General features: G+C 67.6%; 30 protein-coding genes. 12 read left to right on the top strand and 18 right to left on the bottom strand.

Features of this window, described 5'->3' with window-relative positions; translation table 11 throughout:
• Positions 1-151 precede the first annotated feature (151 nt).
• The 4 genes from ABIC65_RS07175 to ABIC65_RS07160 all read right to left on the bottom strand — a co-directional run bounded on the left by ABIC65_RS07175 (position 152) and on the right by ABIC65_RS07160 (position 3369).
• The gene (locus ABIC65_RS07175; protein WP_354307740.1) at positions 152-1108 is read right to left on the bottom strand and encodes an alpha/beta fold hydrolase; all 957 of its coding nucleotides are present in this window, start codon (positions 1106-1108) and stop codon (positions 152-154) included.
• The gene (locus tag ABIC65_RS07170; RefSeq protein ID WP_168847489.1) at positions 1105-1314 is read right to left on the bottom strand and encodes a helix-turn-helix transcriptional regulator; all 210 of its coding nucleotides are present in this window, start codon (positions 1312-1314) and stop codon (positions 1105-1107) included. Before ABIC65_RS07170 ends, ABIC65_RS07175 begins: the two co-directional genes overlap by 4 nt.
• Positions 1311-1730 (bottom strand): hypothetical protein, encoded by a 420-nt coding sequence (locus ABIC65_RS07165; RefSeq protein ID WP_354307739.1) that lies wholly within the window; start codon positions 1728-1730, stop codon positions 1311-1313. The genes ABIC65_RS07170 and ABIC65_RS07165 overlap by 4 nt, the downstream gene beginning before the upstream one ends.
• Before the next feature lie 244 nt (positions 1731-1974).
• Complete coding sequence (locus ABIC65_RS07160; RefSeq protein ID WP_354307738.1) at positions 1975-3369, bottom strand: UDP-N-acetylmuramate--L-alanine ligase; 1395 nt, start codon at positions 3367-3369, stop codon at positions 1975-1977.
• Positions 3370-3408: 39 nt separating this feature from the next.
• Here ABIC65_RS07160 and ABIC65_RS07155 point away from each other — a divergent pair, with 39 nt between their 5' ends.
• Both ABIC65_RS07155 and ABIC65_RS07150 read left to right on the top strand, forming a co-directional pair.
• Complete coding sequence (locus tag ABIC65_RS07155) at positions 3409-4227, top strand: LD-carboxypeptidase (RefSeq protein ID WP_354307737.1); 819 nt, start codon at positions 3409-3411, stop codon at positions 4225-4227.
• Complete coding sequence (locus ABIC65_RS07150) at positions 4224-5246, top strand: D-cysteine desulfhydrase family protein (RefSeq protein WP_354307736.1); 1023 nt, start codon at positions 4224-4226, stop codon at positions 5244-5246. The genes ABIC65_RS07155 and ABIC65_RS07150 overlap by 4 nt, the downstream gene beginning before the upstream one ends.
• Positions 5247-5266: 20 nt before the next feature.
• Here ABIC65_RS07150 and ABIC65_RS07145 read toward each other — a convergent pair whose 3' ends face one another.
• Both ABIC65_RS07145 and ABIC65_RS07140 read right to left on the bottom strand, forming a co-directional pair.
• Positions 5267-6292 (bottom strand): hypothetical protein, encoded by a 1026-nt coding sequence (locus tag ABIC65_RS07145; protein WP_354307735.1) that lies wholly within the window; start codon positions 6290-6292, stop codon positions 5267-5269.
• A gap of 42 nt (positions 6293-6334) precedes the next feature.
• The gene (locus ABIC65_RS07140) at positions 6335-6691 is read right to left on the bottom strand and encodes a VOC family protein (protein WP_354307734.1); all 357 of its coding nucleotides are present in this window, start codon (positions 6689-6691) and stop codon (positions 6335-6337) included.
• Between the two features lie 310 nt (positions 6692-7001).
• On the opposite strand from ABIC65_RS07140, the gene thrS reads away from it, so the two are divergent.
• Positions 7002-8993, top strand: coding sequence for a threonine--tRNA ligase (gene thrS, locus ABIC65_RS07135; protein ID WP_354307800.1), 1992 nt, complete (start codon positions 7002-7004; stop codon positions 8991-8993).
• 220 nt (positions 8994-9213) lie between these two features.
• The gene (locus ABIC65_RS07130; protein WP_354307733.1) at positions 9214-9783 is read left to right on the top strand and encodes a Uma2 family endonuclease; all 570 of its coding nucleotides are present in this window, start codon (positions 9214-9216) and stop codon (positions 9781-9783) included.
• 35 nt (positions 9784-9818) lie between these two features.
• Here the strand turns inward: ABIC65_RS07130 and ABIC65_RS07125 are convergent, their stop codons facing one another.
• Complete coding sequence (locus tag ABIC65_RS07125) at positions 9819-10514, bottom strand: hypothetical protein (RefSeq protein WP_354307732.1); 696 nt, start codon at positions 10512-10514, stop codon at positions 9819-9821.
• Positions 10515-10739: 225 nt separating this feature from the next.
• Here ABIC65_RS07125 and infC point away from each other — a divergent pair, with 225 nt between their 5' ends.
• Positions 10740-11276, top strand: a complete 537-nt coding sequence (gene infC, locus ABIC65_RS07120) for a translation initiation factor IF-3 (protein ID WP_029623153.1) — start codon at positions 10740-10742, stop codon at positions 11274-11276.
• Positions 11276-12166 carry a glycoside hydrolase family 16 protein gene (locus tag ABIC65_RS07115; RefSeq protein WP_354307731.1) on the top strand — a complete coding sequence of 297 codons (891 nt, stop codon included), beginning with the start codon at positions 11276-11278 and terminating at the stop codon, positions 12164-12166. The genes infC and ABIC65_RS07115 overlap by 1 nt, the downstream gene beginning before the upstream one ends.
• Before the next feature lie 21 nt (positions 12167-12187).
• On the opposite strand, the gene ABIC65_RS07110 is transcribed toward ABIC65_RS07115, so the two are convergent.
• The gene (locus tag ABIC65_RS07110) at positions 12188-12505 is read right to left on the bottom strand and encodes a 2Fe-2S iron-sulfur cluster-binding protein (RefSeq protein ID WP_064311720.1); all 318 of its coding nucleotides are present in this window, start codon (positions 12503-12505) and stop codon (positions 12188-12190) included.
• 63 nt (positions 12506-12568) lie between these two features.
• On the opposite strand from ABIC65_RS07110, the gene ABIC65_RS07105 reads away from it, so the two are divergent.
• On the top strand, positions 12569-13192 hold the full coding sequence (locus ABIC65_RS07105; RefSeq protein WP_354307730.1) for a DNA-3-methyladenine glycosylase family protein: 624 nt from the start codon (positions 12569-12571) through the stop codon (positions 13190-13192).
• 45 nt (positions 13193-13237) lie between these two features.
• On the opposite strand, the gene ABIC65_RS07100 is transcribed toward ABIC65_RS07105, so the two are convergent.
• The 6 genes from ABIC65_RS07100 to ABIC65_RS07075 form a co-directional block, all read right to left on the bottom strand.
• Entirely contained in the window at positions 13238-14578 is a 1341-nt protein-coding gene (locus ABIC65_RS07100; protein WP_354307729.1) for a serine hydrolase domain-containing protein, read from the bottom strand.
• A 279-nt stretch (positions 14579-14857) separates the two neighbouring features.
• Complete coding sequence (locus tag ABIC65_RS07095) at positions 14858-15442, bottom strand: hypothetical protein (RefSeq protein WP_354307728.1); 585 nt, start codon at positions 15440-15442, stop codon at positions 14858-14860.
• 20 nt (positions 15443-15462) lie between these two features.
• Positions 15463-15771 (bottom strand): PadR family transcriptional regulator, encoded by a 309-nt coding sequence (locus ABIC65_RS07090; RefSeq protein ID WP_436286705.1) that lies wholly within the window; start codon positions 15769-15771, stop codon positions 15463-15465.
• A 53-nt stretch (positions 15772-15824) separates the two neighbouring features.
• Entirely contained in the window at positions 15825-16112 is a 288-nt protein-coding gene (locus tag ABIC65_RS07085; protein WP_354307727.1) for a DUF3297 family protein, read from the bottom strand.
• Positions 16113-16127: 15 nt separating this feature from the next.
• Positions 16128-17768: an FAD-dependent oxidoreductase gene (locus ABIC65_RS07080; protein ID WP_354307726.1), complete on the bottom strand. Its 1641-nt coding sequence runs from the start codon at positions 17766-17768 to the stop codon at positions 16128-16130.
• A 67-nt stretch (positions 17769-17835) separates the two neighbouring features.
• Positions 17836-18201 (bottom strand): hypothetical protein, encoded by a 366-nt coding sequence (locus ABIC65_RS07075; protein ID WP_354307725.1) that lies wholly within the window; start codon positions 18199-18201, stop codon positions 17836-17838.
• Positions 18202-18327: 126 nt separating this feature from the next.
• Between ABIC65_RS07075 and ABIC65_RS07070 the strand changes: the two genes are divergently transcribed.
• The gene (locus ABIC65_RS07070) at positions 18328-18741 is read left to right on the top strand and encodes an EVE domain-containing protein (RefSeq protein WP_354307724.1); all 414 of its coding nucleotides are present in this window, start codon (positions 18328-18330) and stop codon (positions 18739-18741) included.
• Here ABIC65_RS07070 and ABIC65_RS07065 read toward each other — a convergent pair.
• Positions 18635-19252, bottom strand: coding sequence for a hypothetical protein (locus tag ABIC65_RS07065; RefSeq protein ID WP_354307723.1), 618 nt, complete (start codon positions 19250-19252; stop codon positions 18635-18637). The genes ABIC65_RS07070 and ABIC65_RS07065 overlap by 107 nt on opposite strands.
• A gap of 112 nt (positions 19253-19364) precedes the next feature.
• Here ABIC65_RS07065 and ABIC65_RS07060 point away from each other — a divergent pair, with 112 nt between their 5' ends.
• The gene (locus tag ABIC65_RS07060; protein ID WP_354307722.1) at positions 19365-20021 is read left to right on the top strand and encodes a glutathione S-transferase family protein; all 657 of its coding nucleotides are present in this window, start codon (positions 19365-19367) and stop codon (positions 20019-20021) included.
• A 230-nt stretch (positions 20022-20251) separates the two neighbouring features.
• Here ABIC65_RS07060 and typA read toward each other — a convergent pair whose 3' ends face one another.
• Positions 20252-22093, bottom strand: a complete 1842-nt coding sequence (gene typA / locus ABIC65_RS07055) for a translational GTPase TypA (protein ID WP_354307721.1) — start codon at positions 22091-22093, stop codon at positions 20252-20254.
• Between the two features lie 186 nt (positions 22094-22279).
• Here typA and ABIC65_RS07050 point away from each other — a divergent pair, with 186 nt between their 5' ends.
• Positions 22280-23488 (top strand): toxic anion resistance protein, encoded by a 1209-nt coding sequence (locus ABIC65_RS07050; RefSeq protein ID WP_354307720.1) that lies wholly within the window; start codon positions 22280-22282, stop codon positions 23486-23488.
• A 6-nt stretch (positions 23489-23494) separates the two neighbouring features.
• A complete protein-coding gene (locus tag ABIC65_RS07045; protein WP_354307719.1) occupies positions 23495-24205 on the top strand; it encodes a hypothetical protein in 711 nt (236 codons plus the stop codon).
• 4 nt (positions 24206-24209) lie between these two features.
• Here ABIC65_RS07045 and ABIC65_RS07040 read toward each other — a convergent pair whose 3' ends face one another.
• A complete protein-coding gene (locus ABIC65_RS07040) occupies positions 24210-24395 on the bottom strand; it encodes a hypothetical protein (protein ID WP_354307718.1) in 186 nt (61 codons plus the stop codon).
• Positions 24396-24540: 145 nt separating this feature from the next.
• Between ABIC65_RS07040 and ABIC65_RS07035 the strand changes: the two genes are divergently transcribed.
• A complete protein-coding gene (locus ABIC65_RS07035) occupies positions 24541-24912 on the top strand; it encodes a response regulator (protein ID WP_354307717.1) in 372 nt (123 codons plus the stop codon).
• Between the two features lie 13 nt (positions 24913-24925).
• On the opposite strand, the gene ABIC65_RS07030 is transcribed toward ABIC65_RS07035, so the two are convergent.
• Positions 24926-25594 (bottom strand): hypothetical protein, encoded by a 669-nt coding sequence (locus ABIC65_RS07030; RefSeq protein WP_354307716.1) that lies wholly within the window; start codon positions 25592-25594, stop codon positions 24926-24928.
• Between the last annotated feature and the right edge of the window lie 59 nt (positions 25595-25653).

Here is a 25653-nt window from a genome sequence, read left to right as displayed (position 1 = left end):
GTCGTGCGGGATCGGTAGTCCCAAGCAACTGTTCAGGGTTGTGACCAACGCGGAAGGGACCCTTGCTCCCTATCGGGCTCCAGACCCTCGGGGGGGACGGGCTCCCTTCCGCAACCTCTTCATACCACCATCCCATCAGACAAGAGGGGGCTTATCCCGCCAAGAACGTCATCAGCGCTCGCTCGAACACATCCGGCTGGTCGAGCATGATGAAGTGCCCGCTGTCACCAACGCCGCGAATCGTCACGTGCGGCGCCCCGGCATATTGCGCGCGGTAAAGGCCCAGCATCTTCTCCTCGCCGCCGCGCGCCTCGGTCCAGGGCACCAGCACGGTGATCGGCGCGGTGATCTTCGGCAGCTCCGGCCGGAGGTCGGTCAGCATGTCCTCGTAGATTGCCTGTCCGCTTACCCGCATGTCGGCACGGCCAGACCAGCCCGCGACCTTTTCCTGCGAGGCGGGCTTGAGCGCGTTCTGGCGCGCGATCGACTGCGCGAGCAGCGGCGGGAAGGGCTTGCCGTACAGCCCGGCCATCTGCGCGCGCATCATCTCGGCGGGCGCCTTGGCCGCCTCGGCGTTCGGCAGCCCGCCCCAGACCACGCCGAGAAAGGGCAGCGCATCGACGATCAGCGCCTTTTTGACGTCGCTGGGATGTTCGCGCGCCAGCCGGAGCGTCACCAACCCGCCCATCGAATGGCCGACCACCGGCACCGCGCCCAGCTTGCGGCTCTCGATCAGCGTGTGGAGATCGGCCACGATGCCGTCGAGGATGCCGGGCTGGAGGTTGGCGCGCGGATCGTCGCCGCCGAAGCCGTTGACCTGCACCAGATAGACGCGGTGGTTCTTGATCAGCTCGGGCACCACGCCGTCCCAGGTGGCGCGCGGGCTGGACAGGCCGGGGATCAGCACCACCGGGCTGCCGCGGCCGAGCACCTGCACCGAGATATGGTCCATCTGCACCAGCGTGTCGGCGGCGGTGGCGACCGAGGTCGGGGCCGTAGCGGCATGCGCATGCCTGAAGAAGCCGTTCACCGCCAGCAGCGCGATCAGCATGGCGAACCAGGGAAGCCGGCTGTCCCGGCGGCACAGGCATCGAACGACGCGGTTCATTGGTCCGTCTCCTTGGCGGGGTTGAGGAAGATCTCTTCGATGGCGAGTCCGAACAGGTCGGCGATCTTGAAGGCGAGCGGCAGCGAGGGATCGTAGCGACCGGTCTCGATGGCGTTGACGCTCTGGCGCGACACCTCGAGCCGTTCGGCGAGATCCTGCTGGCTCCAAGCGCGTTCGGCGCGGAGCACGCGGAGGCGGTTGTTCATGCGTCGGCGCCCGGCCGATCGCGCCGATAGACCAGGCCCTGGCACAAGCCCAGCCCGGCAGCCCATAGCGGGAAGGCTCCCCAGAGCGGGAAGCGCCCGACCACGCCGCCCTCTTCCAGGAAGCCCCAGACGGTCGTGAACGCGAGCAGGATTCCCAGTCCGCCGATCGCGGCAATTGCGTTGCGGCTGCGCAGATACTCGTCCTTCTCCTCGATCAGATAGAGGCCGATCGCGGCGATGGCGGCGAGCAGCGGCAGGGCGGGTGCGAGGGCCAGGACGAACAGGAGCGTGCCATCGGGATGCCACGCCTGGGCCGCCACTTTGCATGCCACGAGAACGACAGAATAGACGCCCATCGCGGGCAGGAACCGCCACATGTACCGGCGCTGCGCTGCGTTCATGGTGCCACAAGCCATGGAAAGCTCCCTTTTCGGATAGACAAGGGAGCTTTACGTCAAACATGCTTTACATGTCAAGCGTGGTTGACATGTACCATTCCTCCCTGGCACGGGGAGGGGGACCATGTGCGCCAGCACATGGTGGAGGGGGCGCCGCGAACGCGGCGGTATCCGATGCTATCGACAAGTACCGTGCCTGCGGCACGGCCCCTCCACCACGCGGCGGTGCCGCGCGGTCCCCCTCCCCGTGCCGGGGAGGAATTTACGTGCCGAGCCGCGTCACCATGTCTTCGGCCAGCTGGCTCAGCGTGTCATCCCGCGCGCCCATCACCACGATCCGGTCGCCCGGGCGGGCCTGCGCGACCAGATGCGCCGCCGCCGCCTCGCGGCCGGGGATGTGCATCGCCTGTGCGCCGGTCGCCGCGACATCGGTGACGATGTCCGCGCTCGTCACCTCGCGCGACACCGTACCGCCCTGGTAGACCGGGTCCGGCAGCACCAGCAGGTCCTCGCGCCCCAGCTTCGTCGCGAACATCGCGACCAGTTCGCGCCGCATCACCTTGAGCGGGCCATAGCCATGCGGCTGGAACAGCAGCAGCAACCGCCCGGGAAAGGCGTGGAGCGTATCGAGCGTCGCGGCGATCTTGTCCGGGTTGTGCCCGAAATCGTCGATCACCGACACGCCGCCCGCCATGCCGACCAGCTCGAACCGCCGCCGCAGCCCGGTGAAGCCCTCCACCGCCTGGCACGCATCCGCCAGCGACACGCCCGCCGCCGTCGCCGCGCCGATCGCCGCCAGCGCATTGGCAACATTGTGCCGTCCCGGCACCTGCAGCCGCACCCGCCGCACCGTCTCGCCCATCACCAGATCGAAGCCGATCGCAAAGGCCTCGGGCGCGAGGTTCCGCGCCATCAGATCCGCCTCGCCTTCGACCGCAAAGGTCAGCGTCCGCCCGCGATCCAGCCCCGCCGCCAGCGCCGCGCTCTCGGCATCGCCGACATTGACCACCGTCGTCGCCGCCTTGCCCGCAAAGGCGCCGAACAGCAGCCGCAATTCCTCCAGCGACTTGTGGTCGAGGCTGACATTGTTGAGAACCGCGATCCGCGGCCAGTAATTGGCGATCGAGCCGTCGCTCTCGTCCACCTCGCTGACAAAGGCGTCCCCTGCCCCGACCAGCGCGCTGGCGAAGGGCGCGTCCGGCGTGGCGAAATTCTTCATCACCGCGCCGTTCATCACCGTGGGATCGCGCCCGCAGGCGTGGAGGATCCAGCCGATCATCCCCGTCACGGTCGACTTGCCGCTGGTCCCCGCCACGCCGATCGGCAGCGGGGAAGCGTTGAACAGGCTCGCCAGCAGCTCGGCCCGCGACATGCGCGCGCAGCCCAGTTCGGCCGCGCGCACCATGTCCGGCACGGTCGGCTCGATCGCGGCGGAGGCGACCACCACCTGCTCGGCCGACTGCACCCCGCTGCCGTCCTGCGGGAACAGGTCTACCCCGCGCGACCGCAGCCAGTCGAACTTGGAGGCCAGCCGCCCGCCGTCGAGGCTGCGGTCCGAACCCGAGACCCGGGCGCCCCGGCCGGCGAGGATCATCGCCAGCGGCATCATCCCCGAACCGCCGATCCCTACGAAGAAGGTTGCTTTGCCATGCTGCATGGGCACGCTATCGGCAATTCGAGGAGACCATACAAGCATATGCGGATCGGAGTCGTCGCGCCGGCGCGGCCAGTCACCCGGGAATCGTCTGCCCGCATGGCGGCGTTCATGGCGCTTACCTATCCCGAGCATGCGGTGGTGTTCCACCCGCAATGCTATCTCTCGGCGGGCCATTTCGCCGGCACCGATGCCGAGCGCGCGGCGGCGTTCCTGGAGTTCGCCAACGATCCCGCGATCGACGCCATCTGGTTCGCGCGCGGCGGTTATGGATCGAACCGCATCCTCGACGCGGTGATGCCGCATCTCGGCGACGCGGCCCGGCGCAAGACGTACATGGGCTTTTCCGACATGGGCTTCCTGCTCGGCGCGCTGTACGCCCGCGGAATCGGCCATCCGGTACACGCCTCGATGGCGAGCAGCATCGGCAAGAACGATGCCGGCGTGGACACCGGCTGGGCGCTCGGCTGGCTGATCGACCGCGACCGCCGCGGGCTGGACCCCGCGCTGGCCGATGGCCGCCCCGCCGCCGCCTTCAACCTCGCGATTCTCACCTCGCTGATCGGCAGCAAGTATCTGCCCGATCTCACCGACCATGTGCTGATGATCGAGGAGGTGGACGAGCCGCTCTACCGGATCGACCGGATGCTGTTCAACATGGCCCATGCCGAGCAATTGAAGGGCATCGCCGGCATCCGCCTCGGCGCGGTGACCGCGATCGCCGAGAACGACCCGCCCTTCGGCGAGACGGTGGACGAGATGATCGTCCGGTGGTGCAAGGAGATGGGCGTCCCCTATCTCGGCCGCTGCGCGATCGGGCATATCTCGACCAACCACGTCGTGCCGTTCGGGGTCGCATGAGCCCCGATCCGCAAGCGCTGCGTACACGCCACGGCGCGGTATCGCTGCTCGCCCACCCCTCGCCGATCGAGCGGCTGACGCGGCTGGAGGCGGCGCTTGGCACGGAGGTGCGGATCTATGTGAAGCGCGACGATGTGGCGGGCATCGGCGGCGGCGGCAACAAGCTGCGCAAGCTCGAATTCCTGCTCGGTGATGCGATCGCGCAGGGCTGCGACACCTTCGTCACCACCGGCGGGCTGCAATCCAACCATGCCCGGCTGAGCGCGGCCGCCTCGGCACGGATGGGCCTCGCCTGCGAGCTGGTGCTGGCCGATGTCGTGCCGCGCCATGATGCCGACTATCGCGGCAACGGCAACCTCCTGCTCGACGCGATCTTCGGCGCGACCGTCCACCGCGTGTCCGGCGACACCGACCCGCTCGCTTTCGCCCATACCCGCGCCGAGGCGCTGCGGGCGGAGGGGCGGACGCCGTACGTGGTCGGCGCGGGTGGGTCGTCGCCGGTCGGCGCGCTCGGCTATGTCGCCTGCGCCTGGGAGATCCTTGGCCAGGAAGCGGCACTAGGCGAACGCTTCGCCCGCATCGTCGTGCCCAATGGCAGCGCCGGCACCCATGCGGGCCTCGCCGCCGGCATGGCGGCAGCGGGCGCGGACGGGGCGCGCGTCCAGTCCTACGCCGTCCTCGCCACCCCCGAGCGCGCCCATGCCGAGACGCTGGCGCTGGCCCAGGCGACGCTCGCCGCCAACGCCCTGCCGGGCAGCGTGACGGCGGCAGAGGTGGCGATCGACGGCAGCCAGCGTGGACCCGGCTATGGCATCCCCACGCCCGCGATGCGCGAAGCGGTGGAACTGCTCGCCCGCACCGAGGGCCTGCTGCTCGACCCGGTCTATAGCGGCAAGGCGTTCGCCGGGCTGCTCGCGGCGATCCGCGGCGGCGCGTTCCGGGCGGGCGAGGCGGTGCTGTACGTCATGACCGGCGGGGTACCGGGGTTGTTTGCGTATCGGGAGGTGTTTGGGACCTGACCTGTTCGAGTTAATCGTCGCTACCGTCCGTGGTGACGAAGAACGAAGTCCGCTCTTTCTCGAACTGCTTTTGACGGGTCAGAGACGAGCGTTTCTGCCAACGCCCGAGCATCCGAAGTATCGAGCATGTGTCGGATGATGCTGGAGACCGCCACTCTCCGCACCGCCGCTGACTTGTCTCGGATGCCGCGTGCAATTAGGCTCTCCCTACAATAGGTCACCGTCAGATCGCGTCTGTCGAAAGCCGTTTCGCGCCGTCGCAGTCCCATCGATTTGTCGATCCAGCGCCATGCGGTTCCCGAGGGCCATTCGGCCTTACCGTTGATCAGAGCCTCTAGCGCCACCGCCCGAACGGATGGCTGGACCGCATCAGATGCAAGCGCAACCAAGTAGGGATCGAGCGCCGCCGTCCGCATGGCATATCGGAGTGTCGAAGCCTGCGGGCCGGTTGCAGCGCGGGCAAAAAGAACTGCCAGTTCAGCAGCCACATCAGCGCGCCCAAACACGTCATCAAGGATGGCACGCTCTTGTCGCCACCTGCGCCACGTCTTCTGCCGGACAAGAATTTCGACGGCTGTCCGGGCAACGATGGTAGCTGCCGTAGCGGGAAAGCAACGTATTGCACACTCGGCTGCCGCCCGACGAACGGGTTCAGCCCAGTCGTTCAGCCGCCAAAGAATCGCAGCAAACAGGAACGGGCTGGGTAAGCCACCCTGGATGTTGCGAAGCGCAGCCTCTCTGAGCCGCCCATCTCGATGAAAGATATAGAGATATTCAAGACCCGAAAATCGCGACAAAAACGAGATCTCGCGTCGAACAGGCGAATAAATCTTGCTGATCAGCGGCATGTCATATCGTCGGTAAAGACCCGCCGCGTCTGCAATCTCCCTGTCAGCTCTGGCGATGTCAGCCGGGTCAATGCTGGCGACCATGTTCACTGCATTACGCAGTAACGGCTCAGGGTTGTCGTCACCCTCTAGCTTGTTACCCACCTCATTCAGCAACCGGATAAGCTCGGGAGGCATCAGCGTTGAATCGGTGATCATCAGTATGGCGTGCGCGATGAACGATCCGAGGTCAAATATCTATCACCCCTCCAGCACCCGCCCCACCCGCACCAGCGCGCCATCGGGATCGGACACCGCGAACTCGTAGGTCCCCCACGGCATCGCATGCGGCGTTCCCGGCTGGATGATGGCCTCGCGCACCCGATCCGCCACCGCGTCGACATCCTCGACATAGAGGTACAGCCCGAAGGGATTGTCCGGCGCCTGGGGCGTCTTCGCCTCGTGCCGCAGGTGCAGGTGCCAGCCGCGGCCGTCTTCCAGGATGCGGTAGTGGCCGTAGTCGCCGGTCACCTTCAGCCCTAGCCGGCGGTAGAATGCGGTGCTCGCGTCAAGGTCGCGGCAGGGCAGGATGGCGACGATGTGGTGGCTGGCGTCCATGGCGGCAGGCTATGCTGGCGGCGCGCGGTGCGCCACCCCAAAGCATTGCTGCGTCCCCCTCACCCTTCCGCCGCTTCGCGGCTCCCTCCCTCTCCCACAAGGGGAGAGGGACCAGGACGCCGAAACTCCCTCTCCCCTTGTGGGAGAGGGAAGGGGCCCGCCGCCGAAGGCGTGGGGAAGGGTGAGGGGGAGACGGGTGAAATCCCCCCACCCCATCCCCTTTTCGCGAGCGCTTGCCTATATCGCACCCGCGCGGGCATAAGCCGCGCTCCATTCCCACCCAAGAAGAAGGGTTCTTCCCGTGTCCGAGATGTTCCGCATTACGCTGCCCGACGGTTCCGTCCGCGAGGTAGCCCCGGGGACTACCCCGGCGGACATCGCCGCGGCGATCGGCCCCGGCCTCGCCAAGGCGGCGCTCGCCGCGCGCGTCGATGGCGAGCTGCGCGACATCGGCCGCCCGTTCGAGGGCGACGCCCAGCTCGCGCTCGTCACCGCCAAGGACGAGGCGGATGCGCTCGAACTCGCGCGCCACGATTACGCGCATATCCTCGCCGAGGCGGTCCAGCACCTGTTCCCCGGCACGCAGATCACCTTCGGCCCGTCGACCGACGACGGCTTCTACTATGACTTCGCCCCCAAGGACCGCCCCTTCACCGAAGAGGACCTGCCGGCGATCGAGGAGGAGATGCGCCGCATCATCGCGCGCGACGAGCCGCTGATCCGCGAAGTCTGGTCGCGCGCCGACCTGATCGCGCGCTGGACGGCGCAGGGCGAGACCTTCAAGGCCGAATGGGCCAAGGAACTCCCCGAAGGCGAGGAGTTGACCGTCTACCGCGCCGGCAAGGGCCAGGACGCCTGGCTCGACATGTGCCGCGGGCCCCATCTCGCCTCCACCGGCAAGGTCGCGGCGGATGCGTTCAAGCTCACCCGCGTGTCGGGCGCCTATTGGCGCGGCGACCAGAAGAACGCGATGCTCAGCCGCATCTACGGCACCGGCTGGCTGAACAAGAAGCAGCTCCAGGAGCATCTGACGCGCCTGGAAGAGGCTGCCAAGCGCGACCATCGCAAGCTCGGCGCGGAGATGGACCTGTTCCACCTCCAGCAGGAGGCGCATGGCTCGGTGTTCTGGCACCCCAATGGCTATGTCATCTACCGCGTGCTCGAGGATTATATGCGCCGCGCGGTCAACGGCGCGGGCAGCAAGGAAGTGAAGACCCCGCAGGTGATGGATGCGCGCCAGTGGGAGCAGTCCGGCCACTGGGGCAAGTATCGCCAGAACATGTTCGTCATCCCCGACGAGACCCCGAACATCGAGGACGAAGGTCCGATGGTGTCCGAGGATGCGCAGTGGATGGCGCTCAAGCCGATGAACTGCCCCGCGCACATCCTGATCTTCAAGCAGGGCATCAAGTCGTATCGCGACCTGCCGATGCGCCTCGTCGAGAATGGCTGCTGCCACCGCAACGAGCCGCACGGCGCGCTGCACGGGCTGATGCGCGTCCGCCAGTTCACCCAGGACGACGGGCACATCTTCTGCCGCGAGGACCAGATCGTCGACGAGGTGAAGGCGTTCTGCGCGCTCGCCGACCGGGTCTACAAGCATTTCGGCTTCACCTATGCGATCAAGCTGGCGCTGCGCCCCGACAAGCGCTTCGGCACTGAAGAGATGTGGGACCAGGCCGAGAACGAGCTGCGCGACGCGGTGGTCGCCGCCGGTCTCGCCACGCCCGAATATGGCTGGGAGGAACTTCCCGGCGAAGGCGCCTTCTACGCGCCGAAGCTGGAATGGCACCTCACCGACGCGATCGGCCGCACCTGGCAGGTCGGCACCATCCAGTCGGATCGGGTGCTGCCCGAGCGGCTCGATGCGAGTTACGTCGGCGAGGATGGCGAGCGGCACCGCCCGGTGATGCTGCACCGTGCGATCTTCGGCTCGTACGAGCGGTTCATCGGCATCCTGATCGAGCATTTCGCCGGCAAGCTGCCGACCTGGCTCGCGCCGGTACAGGCGGTGGTCGCCACGATCGTGTCCGATGCCGACGACTATGCCCGCGAGGTGGTGGCCAAGCTCCACGCCGCGGGCATCCGCGTCGAGAGCGACCTGCGCAACGAGAAGATCAACTACAAGGTGCGCGAACACTCGCTGGCCAAGGTGCCCAACCTGCTGGTCGTCGGCAAGCGCGAGGCCGAGGAGAGCACCGTGGCGCTCCGCGTCCTCGGCAGCCAGGGCCAGACCATGCTGACCCTGGACGAGGCGATCGAACGGCTCAAGGCCGAAGCGCTGGCACCGGACCTGCGGTAAACTGCTCTCAAGTCCCCCTCCCGCTTGCGGGAGGGGTTAGGGGAGGGTGAGAGAGGGTAGCAGGCGACACGCCGCGATGGGCGGAGATCGCAAAAGGGCTCCTTCTTCCGCCGCATGCTCGGCTTTCAGCACACACCCTCCCCCGACCCCTCCCGCAAGCGGGAGGGGAGCATCGGCGACGAGCCTCGCGCCATAATTGATAAGCTGCTATCCTCGCCGCATGACGCTGTTCCAGAACGTGCGCCGGGGCCTCCTCCCCGCCCGACTGACGGTCGACGAGGTCTACGATCTCACGGCCGCTGGCGTGCTGCGCGAGAGCGAGCATATCGAGCTGATCGAGGGAGAGGTGGTGCCGATGGCGGCTGCCAAGGCAAGCTGGCATTCGATCATGGAAGGCAAGCTGAACTGGGCGCTGGCCCGGGGACTGCCGGACACCGCCCGCGTCTATCCTGCCCCCTCGCTGACGCTGGCACTTGATACGCTGGTGGAGCCGGATCTTCTGGTCGTGCCGCTCGGCACCAGGATGCGGGATATCGGCGGTCCGGATGTGCTGCTGCTGATCGAAGTGGCCGACAGCTCGCTGCCGTACGACCTGCGCGTCAAGCCGCCGCTCTACGCCCGTCACGGCGTGCGCGACTATTGGGTCGTCGACGCAGTCCGCCAGACGATCCGTATCCACCGCGCGGCCGAAAACGGCGTCTACACCGATGTCGAGGAATATGAGGCGCACGACACGGTCACGCCGCTGCTCTTCCCGGACCTGACGATCCGCCTCGATACGCTGGACTGAGCAGGCGGCACGCGAAGGCACCGCCGGCGCCAGCCTCAAAACCGGTATTTCAGCCCAAACTGCAGAATCGGATAGACCTGATAGTCGTTCGCCGAATCCTGCAGCTTCTGGCGCTGCTTGGCGAGTTCGTTGCGGTAGGTGGTGCCCGCCACCGTAGGATCGGTCGCCAGCGTGCCGTTCGAGGTGAAGTCGCGGATCCGCACCGCGCCCTGGAACAGCGCACCCGCCTCAATGGTGAAGGCCAGCCCCTTGCGCAGCTTGCCGCCATAGCCGAGCGTCAGCTGCGGCGCGAATTCGCGCAGGTCGGCGCGGCCGGTGATGGTGCCGATCTGCTCGGGGGTGAACACCAGGCTGCCGATCCGAGTCGGGCCGTTGGGCGTCGCGCGGACATTGCCGTCGGTGCCGTTGTAGCGCGCACCGCCCGAGATGCGGAAGCCGCCGCCCAACGGGTAGACGTCAAGGATCACGCCCCCCGACGAAAGCTTGGCATCGCCGTCATAGTCGATGCCGCCCGAGCTGAAGCTGTGGTCTACGCCCAGGAAGCCGCCATTTGCGCGCACGCCGACATGCTGGTTAAAGCGATAGCCGATCTCCGGCCCCACGCCCAACGAGCCGGCGGTCACACCAACGCTCGTCTTGCCCTGCTCCGCGCCCGCCTGGGTTTGCGCCAGCGCCTGGCCGGCAAGAGTCAGGGCGGCGAATCCCGCCGCCATGCGAAACAGTCGCTGCATGCTATTCCCCACATCGCCGGCACGCGGAAATGTCCGCCGGCTTTGGGAGCATTATAGACGCCAGAACAGCCACGTGATTGCCGCTGCCGGGCTTTCCCGCGTCGCTGCTGCACTTGCCGCGCAATATCGCCGCAATATGCCGTCCGGAAGACCTTCTCTCGCGGCCAATTCATGTCTATATAGGACGCTGATCAAACTACAGGAGCCAGTCTTATACGTTCTCCCATGCCCCGGCGCCCGATGGCGCCCGCGATGCCGCTGAACGGGCCGCGGTTTAACGAATTCATCCAGTCGCCCAAGGTTCGCGTGATCGACCAGGACGGCGAAAACCTTGGCGTGATGTACACGCGCGAGGCGATGGCGCAGGCTGCCGAGGTCGGTCTCGACCTCGTCGAAGTGTCGCCCAACGCCGACCCGCCCGTCGCCAAGTTCCTCGATGTGGGCAAGTTCAAGTACGAGGCGCAGAAGAAGGCGAACCTCGCACGCAAGACCCAGAAGACGCAGGAGATCAAAGAGATCAAGATGCGTCCCAACATCGACGACCACGATTACGACGTGAAGATGCGCAACGTGCTGAAGTTCATCGGCGAGGGCGACAAGGTGAAGATCACCCTGCGCTTCCGCGGTCGTGAGCTTTCGCATGGCCAGCTCGGCATGCAACTGCTCCAGCGCGTCCAGCAGGACGCGGCGGAAGTTGCCAAGGTGGAGAGCTATCCGCGCATGGAAGGCCGTCAGATGCTGATGGTGCTCTCGCCCAAGTGATGCGCCGGCGGCGGTTCGCATTCGCGGCCGCCGCCGCAGCCTGGTTCCTGCCGGCAGCGGCGGTCGCGCAGACCGCCGCCTTGCCGCCCATCCCCGCCGCGACCAGCGAATCGATCGCCGTCCCCAAGGGCGCGCGACTCGTCTGGGCGGACGAGTTCGACTCGGGCCGGCTGCCCGATGCCAGGCGCTGGGCCTATGATACCGCCCGCAACCGCGAAGGCTGGTACAACCAGGAACTCCAATATTACGCCGCCAACCGGCCCGAGAATGCGCGGGTCGAGAACGGCCATCTCGTCATCGAGGCACGCCGCGAGCGGCTGACCGGCCAGCCCGATTATGGCGGCCAGGAATACAGCTCCGCCCGCCTGCTCACGCGCGGTCTCGCCAGCTGGACCTATGGCTTTATCGAGGTCCGCGCCAGGCTTGCCTGCGGCAAGGGGCTATGGCCGGCGATCTGGCTGCTCGGCACCGACGGCAAGGCAGGCTGGCCGCGCCTCGGCGAGATCGACGTGATGGAGCTGGTCGGCTGGGATCCGCAGACGGTGCACGGCACCATCCACACCGGCGCCTATAACCACGCGCAACATACGCAGAAGGGCGCGACGACGCAGGTGCCGGACGCCTGCACCGCCTTCCACACCTACCAGCTCGACTGGACCAGCGACCGTATCCTGATCGGCATCGACGGCCATGCCTATATGCGCTTCGACAACGACCATAAGGGCGATCCCGCCACCTGGCCGTTCGACAAGCCGCAATATCTGCTGCTCAACGTCGCGGTCGGCGGCTGGGGCGGCACCCACGGCATCGACCCTGCCGCCTTCCCGTCGCGGATGGAGATCGACTATGTCCACGTCTGGCAGACGGTCGACCAGGCAAAGGGGCGGTGACCTGCCCGCCCCCGCCCGTCCTCAATCCTCGGCGGCGATCCGCACGCGCAGGCCGTCCAGCGCATCGGTGAAGGGCAGCTGGCAGGAAAGCCGCGAGGTCGCGTCGCGATCGCTCGTGCTGTCGAGCAGATCGTCCTCGTCCATGCTCATCTTGGGCAGTTTGTCCGCAAATTCCGGGTCGACATGGACATGGCAGGTGGCGCAGCTGCAGCAGCCGCCGCACAGCGCCAGCAGCTCATCGAAACCATTGTCGCGAATCACTTCCATCACGCTGAGACCGGCCTCGCCGGTTACCGTGCGTTCGGTTCCGTCACGCGTCACGACCGTAAGCTGGGGCATCTGCATCTCCTTGGTTTCCGGCGTCCATGCCGGTGAACCGGGGCCAGTTCAAGGAGCCACTGCATGGGTTTGACTGCCGACCAGCTGAAGGGGGCGATCGACGCATTGGCCGCGCTCGAACCCGCCTTCGCCGCAGCGCTGGAACGCGCCGGCTATCCCGAGCCGCGCATCCGCCAACCCGGCTATGCCACGCTGCTGCGCACGATCCTGGGCCAGCAGGTGAGCGTCGCCTCGGCGACCGCGGTATGGAACAAGCTGGACGCGCTGCTGGGCGATGCCGAGCATCCCGCGCTGCTTGCGGCGGCGAGCGATGAGTTGCTGCGCAGCGCCGGCCTGTCGCGGCAGAAGATGGGCTATGCCCGCAGCCTGTCCGAACAGGTGACCAGCGGCGCGCTCGACCTCGCCGCGCTGCCGGCGGACGACGAGGAGGCGATCGCCGCGCTCACCCGCATCAAGGGCATCGGCCGCTGGTCGGCGGAAATCTACCTGCTGTTCGCCGAAGGCCGGCCCGACATCTGGCCCGCCGGCGACCTGGCCGTGCAGATCGAGATCGGCCGCATCCTCGGCCATCCCGAGCGCCCGAGCGAGAAGCTGACCCGCGAATGGTCGGAAGCATGGCGCCCGCACCGCGGCGCGGCGGCGATCTTCGCCTGGCACCATTACGGGATGATCAAAAGCGCGATCTGACGCCCCGGTCGCCGCAGCCGCAACGCGACAGGCAACCAGGCCAGTCTAGCGCATCGAAGCTGCCGGGCCGGTGCCAGCGCCCGCTGCCCCCACAGGCACGCGGTGCGCCGCGAACAAGGAAATACTCTCGGCCGCGCCGGGATCGCGGTTGGCCAGCACCGCAATGGTGATGCCGCTGTCGAGGAAGTGGATCAGCGAGCCGCTCATGCCCGGCGCCCCGCCGCCATGGCCGATATACCGGCCGCTCCCCGGCATGGTGCCGCCGAAGTCGAAGGGCACGAAGCTGCCGTCCTTGATGCGCACGCCGCCCTCGATCAGCTGGCGGAACGTTTCCGCGCGCAGCAGCCGATGGTCGGTGAGGCCCAGGATGAAGCGCTGGAAGTCCCCCACCGTCGCATAGCCGCCGCCGGCCGACGTCCCTCTCAGCGGCAGCGTCCTGTCGGCGCGCTGCAACCGCGGCTCCATTCCCATATAGCTCACCGCCCGGCGCGGAAGCAGCGCGCTTTCGGGCTGGTTGCCCGTGGAGGCCATGCCCGCGGGATCGAAGATGTGGCGCTGGATATAGCTGTCGTACCCCTGCCCGGAGACGGTTTCGACGATCCGGCCGAGCAGGATGAAGCCATAGTTGCTGTACGCCTGCTGGTCGCCGGGCGCGAAAGCCGCGGGCCGCTTCCCGTAGAGTGCCACATAGTCCTGCAGCGTGCGAAGGGAGGCCTTGTTCGCATCGAACTCGGGTCCGAAGATGTCGCCAGTGCCGCCGGTGTGGGTCAGCAGGTGCGCGAGCGTCACCTTGGTGGCGATGCCGGGATCCGGATAGCCGGGCAGATAGCGGCCGATCGGCGCATCGAGCGCGATCTTGCCCGCCTCCACCAGTTGCAGGATGGCGACGGCGGTGAACATCTTGCCCATCGAGCCGAAGCGAAACTGGGTATCGAGCGTGTTCGACTGGTGCTTCTCGCGGTCGGCGAGTCCATAGGCCTTCTGGAACAGCACCTGGCTTCCCTGCGCCACCAGCACCGCGCCGTCGAACCGGTTCAATGCGTGGCGCTCGTCGGCGCGCGCCGACACGGCGGCTATCAGCGCGGGGAGCGCAAGCCGAACGGGGCGGGATACGCCGGGTGGCACGTCGTCACGGGCCGCAACGAAGAGGAGGCGCGGCTTCTCACCCGGCGTAGCACCAAGCCCGAACTGCGCGACGGCGTAGCCGTCGAAACTCGGATCGTGGACCCACAGACTGACCTGCTTCGCATCGCTCGACTGAACGCCACAGACGCGCATGCCGCGGAGGTTTTGCCGCAGTTCGAGCCAGTCGGACGGGGTATAGAGCAGCGCGGGGCCGCGCTCCTTGACGAACTGGAGGAAGGCCGTTTCGTCCCCTGTGTTCATGACCTCGAACCAATCTGTCGCAAGCGTCTGCACCGCTGCCGCCACAGGGTCCTGAGGCGCCTGCGCCGCTGCCGGACCACAGGCCGACGGGGCGGCCGGTTGCGCTGCGGCTGGAATACCCCCGGACAGGGCAGAGAGAAGAATTGGAACCGCCAAAAGCTGGTGCATGTGCAGGCCTCCCCCGCCCCGGGCATACTAGGCCCGAAAAAGCGGCGCCATCATTCCGACATATGTAGATTTATCAGTCAAGGAGAGTGGCAGGCGACGTTCGGGAAGGTCCTATTGGCGCTGTGCGGAGGTGGGGAGCCAGCGCACGAACGCAAAGAGGCCGCCGAGCTCCGCAAGGATGGCGCACGCCTGCCACACCCATTGCAGGTCTTGCAGCAGCAAGACGCTCCTGTAGGTCGCCAGCGTCACGGTCGCGGCCAGCATCACCGCGCCCAGCAACGCGATCCGCCGGGTATTCCGTTCTACCAGCGCCCAGGCGAGTCCCAGATGCGCCGCGCCCAGCACCAGCCAGAGGAGCAGCAGCCCGGGTACCGCCGCACGCTGCGCGCTGCGAAGATAGGGATTGGGAACCGCTTCCGGCCCCACCATGACATGAATTGCCGCGAGCGAAAGATCGCCCGCACGGCAGAGCAGCAACGCAGCCATCGGCAGGATCAGGCCCAGCGCAAGGAGATGGGTGGCAACGCCGCGGCGGCCGTCGGCCTGCAGGGGCAGCAGGCGGCACGACGCGCCCAGGCATCCCGCCGCGAAGCCCAGCCCCCGGCCCTCGGTCGCGGCGATGTCGAACTCCGCGAGCATCGCCTGCGCCCAGGGCCGACGCGCATCGCCCAGCACATGGACAGCGAGCCGCATCATCGCGCGGGCCGCCGCCGCCCTCATGCCAGCGCCACCCCCAAGGGGGTCTGCCCGTTCTGCGGCGAGACCTGAGCATCGCGGGCGAAGGCGATTCCCGCCGCCGTCAGCCGGTACGCATGACGCGCCGGCCGGCCCGGTTGCGCGGGCTCCCGCCATTCGGCTTCGACCAGGCCCTGCTCGGTCATCCGCATCAGCAGCGGATACAGGGTTCCGGACTTGAGCCCGGTCTCCTTCATCAGTTCATAGCCATGGCGCCAGTGCTGCGGCGCCGCCGCCAGGGCGTCGAGAAGGGAAAGCATCTGCCTGGAAGGACGCCGGTTGCGGGACATCCTCGCAAGCTATCTATGTAGAGTTTCCCGTCAAGGCGGAACGCAGTCGGGCCTCAGCCCTCGGCGCCGTCCTCGTTCTTTGCTTCTTCCGCGGCCGCCTCGCCGCCGCTCTGGAACCAGGCCTCGACCGGGCCGACCAGCTTGATCGTCAGCGGGTTGCCCTTGCGATCGGTCTTCTTGCCGAGCGCGACGCGCACCCAGCCTTCGGAGATGCAATACTCCTCGACATCGCGGCGCTCGACGCCCTTGAACTTGATGCCGACGCCGCGCTCCAGCAGTTCGCGGGTGAAATAGGGGCTGCTCGGGTTGACCGACAGACGATCGGGAGGGGTATCGCTCATGCGCGGCTCATGCCGTCATTCGGCCGCGGGTTCAAGATAGCGGTGGATCGCCGAGACCACCACCGATCCCTCGCCCACGCCTGAGGCGACGCGCTTCACCGATCCGGCGCGCACGTCGCCCACCGCGAACACGCCGGGTGCGGTCGAGCAGAAGAAGGTCTCGCCGCTGCCGGTCTGCACGAAGCCGCGCGCGTCGAGATCGACACAGCCCTCCAGCCAAGTCGTGTTGGGCACCGCGCCGATCATCACGAACAGCGCGCCGACCTTGCGATGCTCGACCGCCCCGGTCTTGCGATCGGTCCAGTCGAGCCCGGTCAGCGCACGCTCGCCTTCCAGCGCGGTGACTTCGGTGAAGGGGTGGAGCGTGATCCTGTCCGAGGCCTCGATCCGGTCGATCAGGTAGCGCGACATCGTCGCGGCCAGCCCGGGACCGCGCACCAGCACATGGACATGCGCGGCATGGCGGGCGAGGAACACCGCCGCCTGTCCCGCCGAATTGCCGCCGCCGACCACCACCACCTCGGAGCCCGCGCACAGCCCGGCTTCCATCGCGGTGGCGGCATAGTAGATGCCGTTGCCTTCCAGCTCGGCATAGCGCGGCAGGTCGAGCTTGCGGTAACGCGCACCCGTGGCGACCACTACCGCACGCGCCTGCAGCGTCGCGCCGTCGTCGAGGTGGAGCCGCAGCGGCCGCTCCTCGCACTCGATCCGCACCACCGAGCGCGAGACGAGCAGCCGCGCGCCGAACTTCTGCGCCTGCACCTGCGCGCGGCCGGCCAGCGCCTGGCCGGAAATACCGGTGGGAAAGCCCAGATAGTTCTCGATCTTGGAGCTGGTCCCCGCCTGACCGCCGGGCGCCACCGCCTCGATCACGATCGAGTCGAGCCCCTCGGATGCGGCATAGACCGCCGCTGCCAGCCCCGCAGGCCCCGCGCCGACCACCGCCACGTCGTGCACATGCTCCGGATCGAGCGACGTCGCGAGGCCCAGCGCATCGGCCAGCGCCGCGTTGGTCGGGTTGCGCAGCACGCGGCCTTCCAGCACCACCACCGGCAGATCCGCTTGCGTCAGCGCCAGGCATTCGAGGAAGCCCGCGGCATCGGGATCAGTATCGGTGTCGATCCGCCGGTGCGGCATCGCGTTGCGGGTGAGGAAGGTCTCGATCCGCCCCATGTCCGCGCCGTGGCCCGGCCCTGCGAGCGCGACGCCCGCATCGCTGTGGCGGAGCAGCCCGACGCGGCGCAGGATGAAGGCGCGCATCACGATCTCGCCGATATCCGGCTCGGCCGCCATCATGCGGCGAAAGGCGGCGCGCTCGATGCGCACCACCCGCGTGCCGGGCAGCGCGCGGGCGCTCACCAGGATCTTGCGGTCGTTGAACAGGTCGAGCTCGCCGGTGAACTGGCCGGCCTCATGGACGTGGAAGACATGGTCCCGGCCCTCGCTGTCCGTATCGACGATCGCGATACCGCCCGACAGGCACAGGAAGAAATCCACGCTGTGATCGCCGCGGCGATACAGCATCGCGCCTTCCTCCACCGCCTCCTCAGTGCCGAAGGCGGCGACCCGCGCGATCATCTCCGCGGTCAGGACCGGGAAGGTCTGGGCGGATCGCGCATAGGGATCGGCCGGGTCGAGCGATTCGGTGGTTGCCATGCGCCCACCCTAACGCGCGCTGCGCGGCGCGCGACCCATCTCTAGAGATGGTCGCGCACCTGCGCGCTCAGTCGCAGTAGCGCACCAGCACCGGGCGGCCGAGATACGGATCCCATACCCGCCGCACGTTGCAATATTCATAGTAGCGATAGCGGGGAAAATTATCCCGGTACCAATAGCCGTCGGTCGGGTAATAGCCGCGCTCGCGGTAGAAGCGCCGGTCGTAATCATAGCGCCGGTCGTTCGAGATCGCCGCGCCGATCGCCAGGCCCGCAATGCCCGCCACCAGCGCCGCACCGGCCACGTCGCCGCCGCGATCATGGTAGTAATGCCGACGATAGCGCCAGTCCTGCGCCTGCGCGGGCGCTGCCGCCGCCAGCAGGCTCGCGCCCGTCGCGATGCCCAGCACCAGCTTCTTCGCCAGGTTGTTCATGCTGTTTGCTCCTCACCTCGGGGCGCCTGCGAGTCGCTGAGCGCCGATGGCCTTCCGATACGCAATCGCGGCTTAATCGGTACGGAACTGGCTGTTCAGCCGCGGTTTAGCTGGGTAACGGGCGGCATGGCCTACTGGATCCTTCGCTCCGAACCCGATGTCTATGGCTGGGATGACCTGGTGCGCGACGGCACCACCGAATGGAACGGCGTGCGCAACTATACCGCGCGCAATTTCCTGAAGGACATGGTCCCCGGCGACCAGGCGATCTTCTACCATTCCAATATCCAGAAGGCCGCGGTCGGCATCATGGAGATCACCCGCTCCTGGCAGCCCGACGGCGACGACGGCAAATGGGCGAGCGTGGAAGTGAAGGCGCTGCGCCCGCTCGCCAAGCCCGTCCCGCTGCCCGAGATCAAGGCCGAGCCCCGGCTCAAGGACCTCGAGATGGTGCGCCAGTCGCGCCTGTCGGTGACGCCGGTGCGGCCGGAGGAGTGGGCGGTGCTGCTGGAGATGAGCGGAACGGCACCGGATCGCTGAGGTCGATCGGCACGCGGTTGGACTTGTCGGGCTTCTTCTTGAACGCCCGGCCGACGCCCTTGCCGGCATCGCCGACCAGCTTGAAGAAATTGGTCGATTCGCCCGGTTCCTCGCAGCAGCTGTCCGGGCTGATCACCTTGCCGACGCCGCGGACCAGCGTGGTCGCCGCGCCGAAGATGTCGACGCCAACCTGGCACCCGCCGACCCGCGCGGCGCAGGGCGTCTCGACAACGTTGAGCGCGCCGATGCCCGTGCGATCGGGATTGCTGGGCATGGGCCGATCTGGCGGTCCGCGCTCGCCCGGCAGCGGCAGCCGCGGCGCATCGACGCCCTTGCCGCACGCGACGATCTGATCGCCGCCCGTCTGGGCGGAGGCGCAGGGCTCCGCGAGCACCGACCAGCGCTGCGAGCCGTCCGCCGCCTGCTGCGGGGTGTTCACCGCGGCGGTGGTGGCGGGCGCGGCCGCCTGGGTTTGGGGCGAGAGGCTCATCAACAACGCGGCCAGCAACATCCGATACTCTCCCGGCGGGCCGCCCTTAGACCATGCCGCAGCGGCCAGCGAAAGCGCATTCCGCACGCTCCCGGCCCGCGCTAGCATGGCAACCGCTACCGGGGAGCGCAGCATGCCGATCATCCTTACCGCCTTCGAAGCCGCACCCGATCGAGGCCGCGGCCTCGCGCGCGACATGCAGGTGCGCTGGGCGCTCGAGGAACTGGGGCTGGCCTATGACGTCCGCCTCGTCTCCTTCGCCGCGATGAAGCAGGCCGAGCATCTCGCCCGCCAGCCCTTCGGCCAGATCCCGACCTATGAGGAGGACGGGCTGACGTTGTTCGAGTCGGGCGCGATCGTCCACCACCTTGCCGAACGCCATGCCGGGCTCCTGCCCGAGGATCCGGCCGCCCGCGCCCGCGCGATCGCCTGGATGTTCGCGGCGGTGAGCACGGTCGAGCCGCCGATCGTCGAATGGGCGATGGCGCGGATGCTCGAGCGCGAAGCGCCCTGGTTCGCGGCGCGTCAGCCGATGCTGGAGGACCGCGTCCGCACGCGGCTGGCGCACCTCGCCGACCGGCTGGGCGAGGCCGACTGGCTGGAAGTCGGTTTCACGGCTGCGGATCTGCTGATGGTGGGCGTGCTGCGGCGGCTGGGGCGATCGACGATGCTGACCGAACAGCCGCGGCTGCTGGCGTACATCGCCCGAGGGGAGGCCCGGCCGGCATTCCAGCGCGCCTTCGCGGCGCAGCGCGCCGTGTTCGAGGCACAGGCGAACGGCAGCGCCTAACCACCACGCGTTTCCTCCCCCGGAGCAAGGCTCCGGGGGAGGGGGACCGCCGCCGAAGGCGGTGGTGGAGGGGGAGCTGCCGGGCATGCCCCCTCCACCACGCCGCTTGCGCGCCGCGGTCCCCCTCCCCCGCTTCGCGGTGGAGGCGATGCTTGTGTTGGAGCGGCTCCGCCCCAATGAAAAAGCCCCCGCCGTTGCCGGCAGGGGCCCTTTCTTCCGGAAGCCGTCGCTTACGCGGCCGACTTCGACCGGCTCTGGCGCTTGCGCTCGTTCGGGTCGAGGAAGCGCTTGCGCAGGCGGATGTTCTTCGGCGTCACTTCCACCATCTCGTCGTCGTCGATGTACGCGATGGCCTGTTCCAGCGTCATCTTCTTCGGCGGGGTCAGGCGGATCGCATCGTCCTTGCCGCCCGAAGCGCGGAAGTTGGTCAGCTGCTTCGCCTTCATCGGGTTGACCTCGAGGTCTTCCGTCTTGGCGTTCTCGCCGATGATCATGCCTTCATACAGCGCTTCGCCGTGGCCGACGAACAGGATGCCTCGCTCTTCGAGCGGACCCAGCGCATAGCCCTGCGCTTCGCCGGCGCCATTGGAGATCAGCACGCCGTTCTTGCGGCCTTCGATCTTGCCCTTGTACGGCCCGTACTTCTCGAACAGGCGGTTCATGATGCCGGTGCCGCGGGTGTCCGAGAGGAACTCGCCGTGATAGCCGATCAGGCCGCGCGACGGTGCCGAGAAGGTGATGCGGGTCTTGCCGCCACCGCTCGGACGCATGTCGGTCATCTCGGCCTTGCGCTGGTTCATCTTGTCGACGACCGTGCCCGAGAATTCCTCGTCCACGTCGATCACGACGGTCTCGTACGGCTCTTCGCGGCCGTTCTCGCCGTCGCGGAACAGCACGCGCGGACGGCTGATGCCGAGCTCGAAGCCCTCGCGGCGCATCGTCTCGATCAGCACGCCGAGCTGGAGTTCGCCGCGGCCGGCGACTTCGAAGCTGTCCTTCTCGTCGCTCTCGGTGATCTTGATCGCGACGTTCGATTCCGCCTCGCGGAACAGGCGGTCGCGGATCATGCGGCTGGTCACCTTGCTGCCCTCGCGGCCCGCCATCGGCGAGTCGTTGACGGCGAAGCGCATCGACAGCGTCGGCGGATCGATCGGCTGCGCGTGCAGCGGCTCGCTCACCGAGGTGTCGGCGATGGTGTTCGACACGGTGGCGACGGCGAGGCCGGCGAGGCTGATGATGTCGCCTGCGCGTGCTTCCTCCACCGGCACACGGTCGAGGCCGCGGAACGACATGATCTTGGAGGCGCGACCGGTCTCGACGATGTTGCCGTCGTTATCCAGCGCGTGGATCGGCTGGTTGAGGCGCACCGTGCCGCTCTCGACGCGGCCGGTGAGGATACGGCCGAGGAAGTTGTCGCGGTCGAGCAGCGTCACGAGGAACTTGAACTCGGCCTCTTCGTCCACCTGCGGCGGCGGGACATGCTCGACGATCTTCTCGAACAGCGGGGTCAGCGTGCCTTCGCGCGCGTCCTGGTCGGTCGAGGCATAGCCGTTGCGGCCCGAGGCGTAGAGCACCGGGAAGTCGAGCTGCTCGTCGGTCGCTTCCAGCGTCACGAACAGGTCGAACACTTCGTCGAGCACTTCCTGGACGCGCGAATCGGCACGGTCGATCTTGTTGACGACCACGATCGGACGCAGGCCCAGCTTCAGTGCCTTGCCGGTCACGAACTTGGTCTGCGGCATCGCGCCTTCCGACGAGTCGACCAGCAGGATCACGCCGTCGACCATGCTCAGGATGCGCTCCACCTCGCCGCCGAAGTCGGCGTGGCCGGGCGTATCGACGATGTTGATGCGGATGCTGTTCTCTTCCGTGCCGTCCGGCGACCAGTCGACCGAGGTCGGCTTGGCGAGAATCGTGATCCCGCGCTCCTTTTCGAGATCGTTCGAGTCCATCGCACGCTCTTCGACGCGCTGGTTGTCGCGGAAGGTGCCGGACTGGCGGAAGAGCTGGTCGACGAGGGTGGTCTTGCCATGGTCGACGTGTGCGATAATCGCCACGTTACGGAGGTTCATGCGATTTCCTGATTGGCGCGGAAGCGCGCGTACGGGCGGGCCCATAGCCGAAATGGTGCGTCGCGGGAAGGCCCCTGCTGCAAACGGCATTCCCGTTGAAACACATAGTGCCATAGCCATATACCACACTTGCGGGATACGTGCTTCGCCTGCATGGTTATCCCTACGGAGTTGGAGAGAGCGACGATGGCGACTGTGACGGATACCGCAGAACAGGGTCTGGTGCTCACGCCCCCGGATCCCGTGCCCGCCGTGGCGCCCGAAAAGGCCGCCGGACTGGTGCCGGTCGAAGATACCAAGAAGTCCGAACTCGACAAGCGCGTCACCGGCTTCATCGACGATCTGATCGCGCAGGACGTCAACTCGCCCGAATTCGGCAAGCGCGTCGATGCGATCGCGGCGATGGGCCAGAAGGAAATCCGCGATGCGGCGGGCCAGTCCAACCGCTTTCTCGATCGCCCGGTCCGCGCGATGGGCAGCGACGGCGGCGTCGGCGCCGATCTGCTGGCACTGCGCAAGACGGTCGAGGAGCTCGACCCCTCGCGCAACGGCAAGCTGATCGGCGGCAAGGACGGCTTCCTGTCGAAGATCTTCGGCGGCGGCGGCGGACTGACCAACTATTTCCGCAAGTACCAGTCGTCGCAGAGCCATATCAACGCGGTGCTCAAGAGCCTGGCCAACGGCAAGGACGAGCTACTGCAGGACAATGCCGCGATCGCCACCGAGCGCGCGAACCTGTGGAACGCGATGGGTCGCCTCGAACAGATGATCTACCTGTCCAAGGCGATGGACGAGAAGCTCGAGGACAAGGCCAACGAGCTCGATCACACCGATCCCGCCAAGGCCAAGGCGATCCGCGAGACCGCGCTCTTCTACGTCCGCCAGCGCACCCAGGACCTGCTCACCCAGATGGCGGTGACGGTGCAGGGTTATCTGGCGCTCGATCTGGTCAAGAAGAACAATGTCGAGCTGATCAAGGGCGTCGACCGCGCCTCGACCACCACCGTATCGGCGCTGCGCACGGCGGTGACCGTCGCCCAGGCGCTCAACAACCAGAAGCTGGTGCTCGACCAGATCACCGCGCTCAACACCACCACCGCCAACCTGATCGAATCGACCGGCCAGCTGCTCAAGAGCCAGACGGCGGCCATCCACGAACAGGCGGCGAGCGCGACCATCCCGGTGGAGACGCTGCAGCGCGCTTTCCAGAACATCTACGACACGATGGATGCGATCGACACGTTCAAGCTGAAGGCGCTCGACAGCATGAAGGTAACGGTCAACACGTTGTCGAACGAGGTCGAGAAGTCAAAGGGCTATATCGCCCGCGCCGAGGGTGCCGAGCAGAACCGGCTTGGCGGCCCCACGGACGGCTTCAAGCTGGAGGCGATGTAAGCCGCGATGCCGAGTGACGTGGACCGCCTGCTCGCCCGTGGCGAGGAACTGATCGAACGCTCCCGCGCCCGCACCGAAGGCGCGCTCGCCACCCGCACCCGCAAGCGGCGCGAGGCGGAGATCCTCGCGCGGCTCGCGCGGGTCGCGGCGGCGGATGCCGTCATCATCATCGCCGCGATCACGATCGGCATGTTCGTGCCGCTCGGCATGTTCGGGGCGCTGGCGGTGATGATGCTGCTGATCCTGGCGACTCTCGTCTTCGCCTCGATGCCCGTCACCAGCGCGCCGCGCGTCGAGCAGCTGGTGCAGGTGCCGCTCAAGGCGTTGCCGTCCACCACCGAGCGCTGGCTGGAGACGCAGCGGCTGGCGCTGCCCGCGCCTGCCCGCACGCTGGTCGATTCGATCGGGGTGAAGCTGGAAACGCTGGCGCCGCAGCTCGCCCGGCTGGACGAGTCCTCGCCCGCCGCCAACGAAGTCCGCAAGCTGATCGGCGAGCAACTGCCCGAGCTGGTCAAGGGCTATGGCCTCGTGCCCGAGCCGCTCCGCACCGTGCCCCGCAACGGCATGACGCCGGACCAGCAGCTCGCCCAGGGTCTGCAGGTGATCGACGAGGAGATCGCCGAGATGACTGCGCAGCTGGCGCAGGGCGATCTCGACGCGCTGGCGACCCGCGGCAACTTCCTGCAGATCAAGTACAAGGACGACGAGCTGGGCTGAGCGCTCAGAGCAACGCGAGCAGGTAGCGGATCAGGTCGGCGATCCCGCTCGCGCTGACCGGCAGCAGCAGCAGGATCAGCGCATAGACGAGGAACATCCGCGTCAGGAATCGCTCGCGCCGACCCGGCGGCAGGGGCACGGGCCGCTGCGGTTCCGGCCGGGGCCAGACGCGATTCTCGTCGAAGAACATCGTTGGCGAAGGTGCCGTATCGCAGGGCGCCCCGCAACCACCCCTTGGGCCAGCGGAGCGCTGCATCGGACCGGCCGCCGCCTAGGATATTTGCGTAGAGACCCCGCATCCGCGCCGTGGCAGGCGAGGCGATCAGGCTCGCGCAATGACCACCCCCTCCCCCGCCGAACGCCCCAGCGTATTGCTCGTCGAAGACGATGACGGCGTGCGTCGCTCGACCCAGTTGCTGCTGCACGGCCAGGGCTATCGCGTGCGGGCGCACAGCGTGGCGACCGCCTCGCTCGCCGACCCCGCGGCGCTCACCGCCGACTATTTGGTGGCCGATTATTGCCTGCCCGATGGCGACGGCATCGCCCTGCTCCGCGCGCTGAAGGCGCGGGGCTGGACCGGCCGCGCGGTGCTGATGACCGGCTATCCCAGCCCGGCCCTCACCGCGGAGGCCGAGGCTACCGGCTATGCGGCGCTGCTCGAAAAGCCGCTGCGAACGCACGAGCTGCTCGGCGCGCTGGGCGACTGAAGCGGACGACCGCCTACCGCGTGCGATCGAGCGAAAGCTGCCGTGCGCAAAGCCCCTCGGGGTGCCACGCATGCGTCAGGGTCGTCGGCGGTTGTTCGGCGTCATGCAGGATCAGCGCGAACCCTTTGCGCGGCACCTTCCCGATCGCCATCAGCAGCATCGGCGGCCCCGCCTCGATCATCAGCTGGTTGCCCGCACCCCGACCGATCCGTACGCCGTCGGGCGTTTCGAGGCAGGTATCGCCCTCCACCGCGAAGAATGCCTCGGGCCCCGAATGCACATGCAGGGGGGCCGTCGTCCCGGGATCGAAGACGGACCGAATATACTCCGCCGCGTAGCTCGCGGCAGGTGCGATCGGTAGGGGCCCCACGGTCGACACATGCTTGCCGCCGCGCGGGCGCCACCCGGCATCGGCGATCGTGAAGAGCCACACCGATCCGAAGGCTTCCGAGACCACGCTGGTCGCGGCGGCAGCCTTTTCCGCGGCATCCTTCGAGGCGAAGCGATCGAGGTGCCAATAGACCTTCCCCGCCGGCAATGTCGGGAGTTGCTTCCGCGCGAGAAGGCACGCCGGCCCGACTCGCTCGGTCGCCTCGCAGGGCCGCGCCGTCGCCTGGGCGGAAGCCGTGACGGGCCATGCGGCAGCGGTCAGCGCCGCAAGAGCACCCAGCATCGTTCGCATGCGCGCATCCCCCAATCCAAGAAGATGCCGAGCATGTCTGCTTTCCGCCATCGCCACAA

Source organism: Sphingomonas trueperi, from assembly GCF_040545665.1.
GTDB classification, from domain to species: Bacteria; Pseudomonadota; Alphaproteobacteria; order Sphingomonadales; family Sphingomonadaceae; genus Sphingomonas; species Sphingomonas trueperi_B.
This window is presented reverse-complemented; position numbering and strand designations above follow the sequence as displayed.